Origin of the sequence: Kibdelosporangium persicum (genome assembly GCF_013280595.1) — a bacterium.
Classification (GTDB): domain Bacteria; phylum Actinomycetota; class Actinomycetes; order Mycobacteriales; family Pseudonocardiaceae; genus Kibdelosporangium; species Kibdelosporangium persicum.
Map to the genome: position 1 here is coordinate 19,424 of NZ_JAAATY010000061.1, position 9,412 is coordinate 28,835.

The window sequence follows — 9,412 nt, forward strand, 5'->3', positions numbered from 1 at the left end:
GTCTAGTGCTCGACGTCGGCGGTCTGCTTGTCCGCCTTCGGTGCTGGTTGCTGGTCCGGGTCGGCGGCGAACTGGTCCGCGGGCGCCCGGGCGGCCAGGATCATGACGACCAGCACCACCACCGAGATGATCAACACCGGGACGTTGGTCCCCTGCCAGCCGAGGAAGTAGAAGACCGTGCTGGCGCTGAGCGAGGCCGTCACGCCGGTCACCGAACCGACGCCCTCCGCGACCGCCTGGACCCGTGCGCCCCGGCCGCGGGGATAGCACCGGACCAGCAGGGTCGACCCGGCGAGGAACAGGAAGTTCCAGCCGATCCCGTTCAGCGTCAACGCCACCAGGAAGTGCACAAACCCGTCACCGGCCAGTCCGCTGACCGCGGCGGCCACGAACAGCGCCGCCCCGATCACCGCGGTCTTCGCGGGCCCGATCCGGGCTAGGATGTTGCCGCTGATGATGGCAGGCGCGAACATCCCGACCATGTGCCACTGGATGATCGCCGCGCCGAGATCCGCGGAGTGCCCGGCGTGCTGACTGCCCAGCGGTCCGACGGCCATGATCATCGTCATCATGGCGCCCGCACCGGCCAGGGCGCACAGGCCGGTGATGAAGCCCCGGGTGCCCCGGACCTCCGACAACGGCACCGGCTCCAGCTTCTCCAGGTTGGTCTTCGCCTTCACGCTGTTCGCCCGGACAGCAAGCAGCAAGGGGATGTTGAGCATCGCGTAGACGCCCACCATGGCGTACGCGCCGGAGTAGTGCGCGCCGAAGAAGCCCGAACTCGTGGTCGCGACGAACGGACCGATGAAGGCCGCCAACAGCCCGCCGTAGAGGATGAACGCCAAGGCACGCTCGCGCTGTCCTTGAGGCGCCTGGTCAGCTGCCATGTAACGGATGTAGCCACCAGTCGACCGGTACGCGCCGACCAGAGCGGTGCCACAGCACAACAACCAGAACGAATGCATGTTCACGGCCATGACGGACAGCACTGAACCGGCCATGGCACAGACCGCACCGGTGATCATCACCCGCACGTAACCGATCCGGGCGGTGAGCAACCCGGCGAGGAACGCGCAGAGGGTGCCGGCGATCGTGATGGCCGCCAGCGGCAGTGTGGCCAGCGCCGGTGTCGGTGCCAGATGCAGCCCGACGATGCCGGTCAGCGTCAGGTCGATGCTGATGCCCATGAAGTAGAACGTCTGACAGGCCGTGAGCAGCCACGTGCTGCGGCCGATCCCGAACCCGGCGTGCCGGCGCCAGCCGGTGGGCACCTCACTCATCGGATGCCGGTTCCGTCGCCGGTGTGGCCGTCATCTGGGCGGCCCGGCCGCTGGCGTTGGACTTGACGAACACGTCCCGCCGGTCGCCGACCCAGCGCTGCGACTCCTCCACCCCGCGCAGCTGTCCCTTCAGCCGCGGCATCACCTGCCGGGCGAACAGTTCCAGGCTGCGCTGCCGGGCGGGGGCGTCCGCCCAGTCCTGATAGGACAACAGCAGGCCGCCGAACCCGTTCACCCGCTCGGCCAGCGCGGTGATCGCCCGCACGCAGTCCTCAGCCGAACCGAGGATGATGCCGCCCTGCTCCACCGTGTAGTCGAACGCCTTCTCCTGTGCGGCGTCCGACGTGGGAATGGGCACGCCGAGCGTGTTCTTGTAGAGGTCGATGCGCTGGTGCGCCCAGCCCTCGAACAGTTCCTGCTTGCCCTGTGCCACCGAATCGCTGACGTGCACGGGCACGACCAGGCGCCAGTTCGCCCGGTCGACTGCACGCCCTGCGGCCTCCCGCAGGTGCTGCCATTGGCCGGGCAGCCGGTCGACGCCGATGTCCTGGCCGGCTCGGATCGCGCCCCACGGCGGTGCCACGTGGGACATCGCGTTGATGCCCAGTCGGCCGGCCAGTTGCATGCTGAACGGTGTCGCCGCGCTGGCGACCACCATCTCGATCGGATCGCCGACCGAGCTGATCTGCACCCGGGCGTTGTTCATCTCGAACCAGTCGGTCTTCGCGGTGACCTCCTCGCCCGCCAGCAGGCGCTGGATCACCTCAAGGGCTTGGGCCAGCCGGTCGCGGGTGGTGGCCGGGTCGATACCCAGGATGTGCATGTCCGCCTGGTAGGCACCCGATCCGGCGCCGAGGATGAACCGGCCGTCGGTCAGGTGGTCCAGCAGCACCGCGCGCTCAGCGACCAGGAACGGGTGGTGGTAGGGCATTCCGAGCACACCGGTGGCGAACTTGATCCGGCGGGTGTGCTGCGCTGCCGCGGCGATGAACAACTCGGGACTGCTCAACGTCGCCCATCCGCCGGAATGGTGCTCACCGACCCAGAATTCGTCGTACCCCAGGTCGTCCAGCGACTGGGCGAGCCGGACGTCCTCCTTCACCAGTAGGTGGGGATCGGTCCCCGGCCGGTGCAGCGGGGAGGTGAAGCTTCCGAACCGAGTGGGCAGCATGGGTTCTCCTGACGGCTCAAAGTCGTGACGCGATCGCGGCGCGCTGGATCTGGTTGGTTCCTTCGATGATCTGGAAGAGCTTCGCCTCGCGCATCCACCGCTCCACCGGCTCGGCCCCGGTGTACCCCCGGGCGCCCAGCACCTGGACGGCGTTCGTGGTGACGGTCATGGCGGTGTCGGTCGCGAAGACTTTCGCCTGCGCGGCGAGCATCTCCACCTGGCTGCCGCCGGTGTCGGCCTCCCGGCAGGCGCGGTACAGCAGCTGCCGGGCCGCCTCGATCTGGACGGACGCGTCCGCCAGGAGGAACGAGACCCCTTGGAAGTCGATGATCGGCCGGTCGAACTGCGACCTTTTCCTCGCGTACGCCGTCGCGTGGGTCAGCGCGGCCTGGGCCAGTCCGACAGCGCAGGCGGCGATGCCGAGCCTGCCTTGGACGAAGAAGCTGCGCGCCACGATCATGCCGCGGTTCAGCCGTCCCACCACTCTGGACGCCGGGACCTCGACGTCCCGCAGGACCACTCCCGCGGTGGGCAGTGCCCGGACGCCCATCTTCTCCTCAGGCGGCTGGACGGCGACGCCCGGTGTGTCCGCGTCGACGAGGAAGCAGGTGATGCCGCCGAGTCCGCCTCCGCTGGTTCGGGCGTACACGTTGAGCAGCCCGGCGACACCCGCGTGCCCGACGTAAGTCTTCACACCGTTGAGCCGGTAGGTGTCCCCGGTGAGTTCGGCGACGGTCGCGATCCGCGACAGGTCGGATCCGGCATCCGGTTCGGACAGGCAGTTGCCCGCGATGGTCCGGCCCAGTTGCATGTCCTCGAGGAACTGCTCGCGCTGGTCCGCCGTGCCATGCCGGGCCACGCCACAGGTCGCCAGCGTCTGCAGGTGCACCGACTCAGCGAGCGCGACCCACCCTTCGGCGAGGCGTTCGATGGCCATGCAGAACAGTTCGGTCGGATGCGGCACGGCCGGCCGCCCGGTGACGAGCGCGGGCAGGCCCATTTCGCAGACTCTCCGCACCAGCCCCAGCGGGTACGTCTCTGTGCGTTCGTGCTCCGCGCTGATCGGGCGGACTTCGTCGGCGACCATGGTTTCGATCTCAGCGAGCAGCCGTTCGTACGCCTCAGCCATCGCGGGTCACCGCCGAACCGCCGTACACATCCGAGTAGACGGTGAAGATTGGGTGGTACCCCGCCACCAGGCCGCGTACGTGCCCGGCGACGCCGAGCAGACCCGCCGCCGCGGTACGCAGGTCGGTGACCGAGTGCGTGATGGACAGTGACATCCCCGGCACGTCGAATGTGACGACGTGGTCACTGACCGGCTGCCCGGCGCGTTGCGCGGACGTCTCCCCGCACAATTCGGGTGGCACCGACTCAGCCCACGCAGCGGCCAGGGACCTGGCCGACGCGCTCGGACGGTCTGCTTTGGTCACTGGATGCCGTTCGTGCACCGACATCAGCGGTCGTTGCGGCAACGCAGCGGTCAACTCCGCCACGGACCGGACCAGCCGCATCTGCAGCCAGTGGCCGATCGACAGGTTGTCGGCGAGCACGACCGGGACGTCGCGTGCCAGTGCGCGCAGCCGGTCGCGCGCGTCGTCGGAAATCCTGGAGACGCAGTAGATCAGTGCCGCACCGGTCTTCTCACAGTACGCGACGGTATCCGGCAGGGCTTCGGGTGCGCTGGCGTCGACGAGCACGGATGCCTGCGACGCGGCCACCCAGCCCACGCGGGAGGCGGTGACCCCGACCTCGACACCGCTCAGGGCGCACTCGGCGAGGAGCGCCGAGCCGAGCCGCCCGGTTGCGCCGACGACACCGAGAACCAGTTCAGCCAACGTTCTGCTCCCTCAGGAACTTCACGATGGTGCTCACCCTGCCGAGGAACCTGGTGTCGGCCTCGAGGTCGATGTACACGCCGTACCGCGTCTCCAGCGCGTCGATCAACTGCAGGAAGGACAACGAGGAGAAGCCCTTCTCGAGCAGGTTGGCCGACTCGTCCACCACCTGCTCGCCGGTGACGACGCCACTGGACGCCTCCACGATCAGATCGGTCACCTCGGTCGACAGTTGCTCATCGGTCAGCGGCATGTGCTCGTCCCTTGGGTTGTTCCAGGCTTGCGAGCAGCAGCTTGGCCACGGCTGCCCGCTGAACTTTGCCCGCTCCGTTGCGCGGGATCTCCGGTACGACGACGACGCGCTCCGGGACCTTGAACGGCGCGGCTCTCGTCAGGCAGTACCGGCGGATCTCCACCACGTCGGGTACTCGGGGACCCACCAGCACCGCGCCGAGGAACGGGTGCCCGCCCGCGGGCGGAGCCACCACCGCCACGGCGCAAGCGGTGACATCCGGGTGGGAGGTGAGCAGCTCCTCCACCTCGGACATGCTCACCTTCTTGCCGCCGATGCTGAGCGAGTCGTCCAGCCGCTCGCCGAGGCGCAGTTCGCCGTCGGCGGTCAGGCTGCCCTGGTCGTTCGTCCGGTAGTGGCCGGACTCGGTGATCCGTTCCTCCAGCATGCCCGGGTAGTTCAGGTAGCGGGTTCCCATGGACCTGCTCCTGGCCAGCAACCGGCCGGAGTCCGGCTCGTCACCCTCGAAACGCAGTGAGACCCCGGGCAGCGGATAGCCCTGTCCCCCGCCGGGCCGGGGATCGGGGTTGAAGGTCAGCGGCCCGGTCTCGGCGATCCCGTAGTAGTCGGCGATCCTGGTGCCGTGGGCGGTCAGCACGGTGCTGGTCCGCGCGGACAGTCGCGCGGCGGACGACAACGCCAGCCTGAGGCTGTGTCGGTCCAATGTGGATCGATCGGAGGCTGCCAGACCGTCGTAGGCGGCGGGAAAGGCCACCAGCACAGTCGGGTCGATCTCCGCCATGTGCCGCCGGATGTTGCTCGCGGCGGGCAGGCCCGCCGGCAGGTACAGGCTCGCCCCGGCGAGCAACCCGGGGATCAGCGCGGCGTTGAAGCCCAGACCGTTGTACAGCCCGGCGAAACACAGCACGCGGTCCGCCGGGCCGAACCCGCTGGCCGCGCGCCAGCCCTCGGCCGCCGCCAGCACGGCCGAGCCGGAGAACTCAACGCACCCCGGCGTCCTGGTGGATCCGGAGGTGAGACGGCACAGTTCGGTGTCCGGGTGCAACTCCGGCGCCGCTGACGCCGGATCGGTGATGACGCTGAGCCAGCTGCCCAGGAAGTCGATCGTTCGCCGGTTCGCCGGAAACCGCTCCGTGTCGTCGTGCAGGACAGCGTCGACCCCGCAGTCGGCGAAGAGCCTGGCCAGTTCGCCCGGCCCGAGCGAGGGGTCCATCAGAAAGGGCACGTGCCCCGCACCCAGAACCGCGAGCAGGTCAGAGACGTAGGACGGCGAGTTCCGGCGGATGATCGCCACCCGCGAACGCTCCCGGAACAGCGACTGCTCCAGACGCCGCCGCTTGCTTCCGCTCACTTCGAGCACCTGCGTGGTCGTCGTCCGGTCCGCCAGATTGCCGATCACCGAGTCCGGGTGCGCGGCCATCCGTTCCGTGATCGCCGGGAAAAGCAGGCCGGTCATTGGATGTGATTCCCGCCTGTGCTGGTGACATCGGCCTTCTCGCCGGGCAGTTCCTGTCCTATCGCGAGCACGAACAACACGTCGTCCTCGGTGTCGCACAGCCGCGCCCACATGGCCGGGTCGTAACCGCCGACACCTGTCATGTCCACACCAGACAGTGCGCAGACCAGATAGCCGATCTCGCCCGTGACACCACCGGCCATGATCGTCCGTTGCGCCTCGGACGACAACGCGACCAGGCCCTTGTCGCGCACCTGTGCGTGGATCGCCACGAAGGTGCTCGCGTTCAGCAGGTCCGACTGCCCGAGAACAGCTTCGGCGAGCCACTTCGTGGACGGCAGTTCGCCGCCGATCCCCGGATGCCGGGAGAACACCTTGATCTGCGGCACCGGCATGCCGAACGCCGGGACCAGCCGGTGGCGGTATTCCTCGATCCGGCCGAGCACCTCGCCGAGCCCGTCGGCGTCGGGCATGCCGGCGAGCGCGGATGCCGAGCGCCGGGACGCGAGCCCGCCGGCCAGTTCCCCGGCCTCGGGCGTCTCGAGCCGGTGCAGCCGGACCGGTTGCGGGGCGGGTGGGAGCAGTTCGGTGATCAGCGATTCCACATCGGACAACGGCATGCGCGTGTCCACGGTCTCCTGCAGCATCCACCCCGGTGCCGCCGTGGTGGTCCGGTCGATCACCCCGGCCGCCAGCACCGCACCTGCTCGCGCCGACGCGTGCTCGGCGGCGAGCTCGGTGATCTGCGTCTCGAGCCGGAATCCCGGTGCCGAATCCGCAGCGGCCAGCGACAGGTTGAGCAACGCGTGCCCGGCGTCGAGCAGGTGGTAGAAGTAGCCGCGGCGGCCGTACTTGCGCATGGACAGCCAGGGCCGGCCGATCAGGAAATAGGCGAAGGCGTCACCGTCCCAGTGAGCCCGTTCGGCACTCCTGATGACCACTTTCCGCTGTTGCAGGTCCACCACACCGCAGACCGGCACGCCGAGCGGCGCGACGAGGACTTCGTACGGATAGCAGGCGCCCGCGGACGGCGCGCCGCGCTTGGCCGATCCGGGACGCCGCCCGATCGCGTTCTCCAGCCGAGCGACCGCGGCCGCGAGCCCTGCGGGCACGCGGGAATATCGACTGGCTGGGGGAATCCGCGGCCGGCTGATGTCCGACCACCTGATCGCCCGGGCCGTCGTGCCAGTGCTTGACATCGACTGCGACTCCAGGAGTGAGGAGGGTGTACTTCTCCGCGCGAACCGCGGCCGCCGCTACCAGTTCCGCGATTCCGGAAACGTCCGCAGTACCCGGCGCCGGGCGTGCTCCCAGTACGCCCGGATCGACAGGTCCGCGAAGATGAACTCCCGCTTGGCCGCCACGTCCAGTTCGCTCGACGTGGCGAAGCTCCGTCCGCTGGCCAGTGCGTCCAGCTGCAGGCGGCAAGCGCGTTCGAGCATCAGTGCGAAGATCACCGCGTGGCGCACGCTCTTGCCGACCACGACACTGCCGTGGTTGACCAGGAACACGCCGAGTCCGCCGCCGAGTGTCCCCGCGATCGCCCGGCCCACCGAGATGTCGAGAATCGTGTTGCTGGTCAAGGTGAACCGGTGCACCTCGTTGCGCAGCAGCGCGCCCTCATGGCTGAGCGGCACCAGATCCGCTTGCAGCGCCCCGAACACCAGCGCGGCTGGCGAATGGGAGTGCACCACGCAGCTGACATCTGGCCGTGCCTCATAAACCGCTTGGTGCAACGGGATTTCAGGTGGAGCCAGGCGGTCCGACGGCGAGCCGGGATCAACCCCGCCCACCACGAAATCCTCTGGCGTGGCCTCGTCGAAGCCGGTCAACGCACCCTTGATGAAGAACTCCACCGAGCCAGGACGGCGACAGGAGATCTGTCCCTGGTTGAAGTCGTCATGCCCGCCCAGCGACAGCATCCTGGCGCCGACCGCGGCCTGGACGGCCAGCGGGCCGGCGGCGACGGGCGCCAAGATCTCTTCTTTCTGCAGCACGAAGCCAAATCCCCCAGCGTCCAACGGCCTCGCAGAGCGCCGGCCGGAAATCTTCCCCAGTGGTGGGCCCTTTCCGGGCACCGGTATGCACCGTAACGCAGATTCCTGACCGGGCAACAGGGATCGCGGAGTTTTCGGGAACTTTCGCGAGGGTTTCAGGCAGGGCGGAAACCGCTACGTATCGGACACCTACCGGACAAGCATCGGACAAACGCGGTCGAACACGGTCGATCGCCGATGTCGGTTCTGATACCGTCCACGCACCGTGGACTCATACGCGGATGTGCCGGTGCTGACTGAGAACTCGTGGCGCAGGTTGCGGGTCGGCACAGTGGCCCGGTCGGTTCTCGCCGTCGACTTCGACTTCACCGGCCGGCAGGAGGCGGCATTCCGGCATTTCGCCGAGGTTTCGGACATCGACCAGGAGATCTGGCAGGTCACACAGCCGCCGGAAAGCACGGGTGAACTGGTCCCCGCCGCGCGGTATCTGGATTTCTGGGCCGAATCACCCGCTGGGGTCGCGGGGGATGTCGATGCGGTTCTCGGTTACTGCGTGGGCTGCGCATTCCTGCCCGAGCTCGCGCGGCGTATCGCGCGGACACAGCAACGTCCGCCTGCGTTGGTGCTGTTCGACCCGGAGCCGATGGTGGCCGCGAGCCTGTACCAGGATTTCAAGAAGACCATCGACGTCATGTCGATTCTGTCGGCCCAGGAGAAACAACGGCTGCTGACCGAGGCGGGCAGGATCTGTGAGAACAGTGGCAGTTTCACCACCGCCGCCACGGAGATCACCTCCCTGTACGAGGAGACGGTCGGCACGGCGTTCACGCGGTTGGGCATGGACGAGTCACTGCAGAGCGAGTTCACCGACATGTTCCGCTCCTATGTGTCCTATTTGGCCGCCGCGTCGGAGCTCGCCGCCGAAACCCAAGCGGGGTGGCAGGCCGGCATCGCGTTGACCTCCCGGCAGTCGAGCCCAGGCGCCCGGCACGCGTCGAGGGAGATCCGTTTCCCGGTCTCCGCCGCGGAGCTGCTTCGTGACGTGCGAGTCACCGACGCGGTGTTCGACCTGCTCGAGGAAATCCGCGGCTGAACCTGAGAGCCGCGGTGGACGGATGATCCGTCCACCGCGGCCATTCGGCGCTCATCCCTGGCCGGCTGCCTCCTCGGCGATGCGCATGGCCTCTTCGATCAGCGTCTCGACGATCTGGTGCTCCGGCACGGTCTTGACGACCTTGCCCTTCACAAAAATCTGCCCCTTGCCGTTACCCGACGCCACACCCAGATCAGCCTCACGCGCCTCACCCGGGCCGTTCACCACACAACCCATCACCGCGACCCGCAACGGCACCTCCATGCCCTCCAGACCCGCGGTCACCTCATCAGCCAGCTTGTACACATCCACCTGCGCCCGCCC

9 protein-coding genes and 1 pseudogene are annotated in these 9,412 nt (G+C 68.3%); 1 reads left to right on the forward strand and 9 read right to left on the reverse strand.

Features of this window, described 5'->3' with window-relative positions; all coding sequences use genetic code 11:
• Window positions 1–2: 2 nt before the first annotated feature.
• Genes GC106_RS46205 through GC106_RS46240 form a run of 8 tightly spaced genes read right to left on the reverse strand, consistent with a single transcriptional unit; the run spans window position 3 to window position 7,995 of the window.
• A complete protein-coding gene (locus GC106_RS46205; RefSeq protein WP_173142552.1) occupies window positions 3–1,280 on the reverse strand; it encodes an MFS transporter in 1,278 nt (425 codons plus the stop codon).
• On the reverse strand, window positions 1,273–2,451 hold the full coding sequence (locus GC106_RS46210; protein WP_173142553.1) for an LLM class flavin-dependent oxidoreductase: 1,179 nt from the start codon (window positions 2,449–2,451) through the stop codon (window positions 1,273–1,275). Before GC106_RS46210 ends, GC106_RS46205 begins: the two co-directional genes overlap by 8 nt.
• Window positions 2,452–2,467: 16 nt before the next feature.
• Window positions 2,468–3,580: an acyl-CoA dehydrogenase family protein gene (locus GC106_RS46215; RefSeq protein ID WP_173142554.1), complete on the reverse strand. Its 1,113-nt coding sequence runs from the start codon at window positions 3,578–3,580 to the stop codon at window positions 2,468–2,470.
• A complete protein-coding gene (locus GC106_RS46220) occupies window positions 3,573–4,289 on the reverse strand; it encodes a dihydrodipicolinate reductase C-terminal domain-containing protein (protein ID WP_173142555.1) in 717 nt (238 codons plus the stop codon). Before GC106_RS46220 ends, GC106_RS46215 begins: the two co-directional genes overlap by 8 nt.
• Window positions 4,282–4,542 carry a phosphopantetheine-binding protein gene (locus GC106_RS46225; protein WP_173142556.1) on the reverse strand — a complete coding sequence of 87 codons (261 nt, stop codon included), beginning with the start codon at window positions 4,540–4,542 and terminating at the stop codon, window positions 4,282–4,284. Before GC106_RS46225 ends, GC106_RS46220 begins: the two co-directional genes overlap by 8 nt.
• Window positions 4,526–5,998 carry a class I adenylate-forming enzyme family protein gene (locus GC106_RS46230; RefSeq protein ID WP_173142557.1) on the reverse strand — a complete coding sequence of 491 codons (1,473 nt, stop codon included), beginning with the start codon at window positions 5,996–5,998 and terminating at the stop codon, window positions 4,526–4,528. The genes GC106_RS46225 and GC106_RS46230 overlap by 17 nt, the downstream gene beginning before the upstream one ends.
• Window positions 5,995–7,197, reverse strand: coding sequence for a nitroreductase family protein (locus tag GC106_RS46235; RefSeq protein ID WP_173142558.1), 1,203 nt, complete (start codon window positions 7,195–7,197; stop codon window positions 5,995–5,997). Before GC106_RS46235 ends, GC106_RS46230 begins: the two co-directional genes overlap by 4 nt.
• A gap of 57 nt (window positions 7,198–7,254) precedes the next feature.
• Window positions 7,255–7,995 (reverse strand): class II aldolase/adducin family protein, encoded by a 741-nt coding sequence (locus GC106_RS46240; RefSeq protein WP_217281838.1) that lies wholly within the window; start codon window positions 7,993–7,995, stop codon window positions 7,255–7,257.
• A gap of 265 nt (window positions 7,996–8,260) precedes the next feature.
• Here GC106_RS46240 and GC106_RS46245 point away from each other — a divergent pair, with 265 nt between their 5' ends.
• Window positions 8,261–9,088 carry a hypothetical protein gene (locus GC106_RS46245; RefSeq protein ID WP_173142559.1) on the forward strand — a complete coding sequence of 276 codons (828 nt, stop codon included), beginning with the start codon at window positions 8,261–8,263 and terminating at the stop codon, window positions 9,086–9,088.
• A 51-nt stretch (window positions 9,089–9,139) separates the two neighbouring features.
• Here the strand turns inward: GC106_RS46245 and GC106_RS46250 are convergent.
• Window positions 9,140–9,412, reverse strand: a pseudogene (locus GC106_RS46250) (flavodoxin-dependent (E)-4-hydroxy-3-methylbut-2-enyl-diphosphate synthase); the annotation flags it as partial.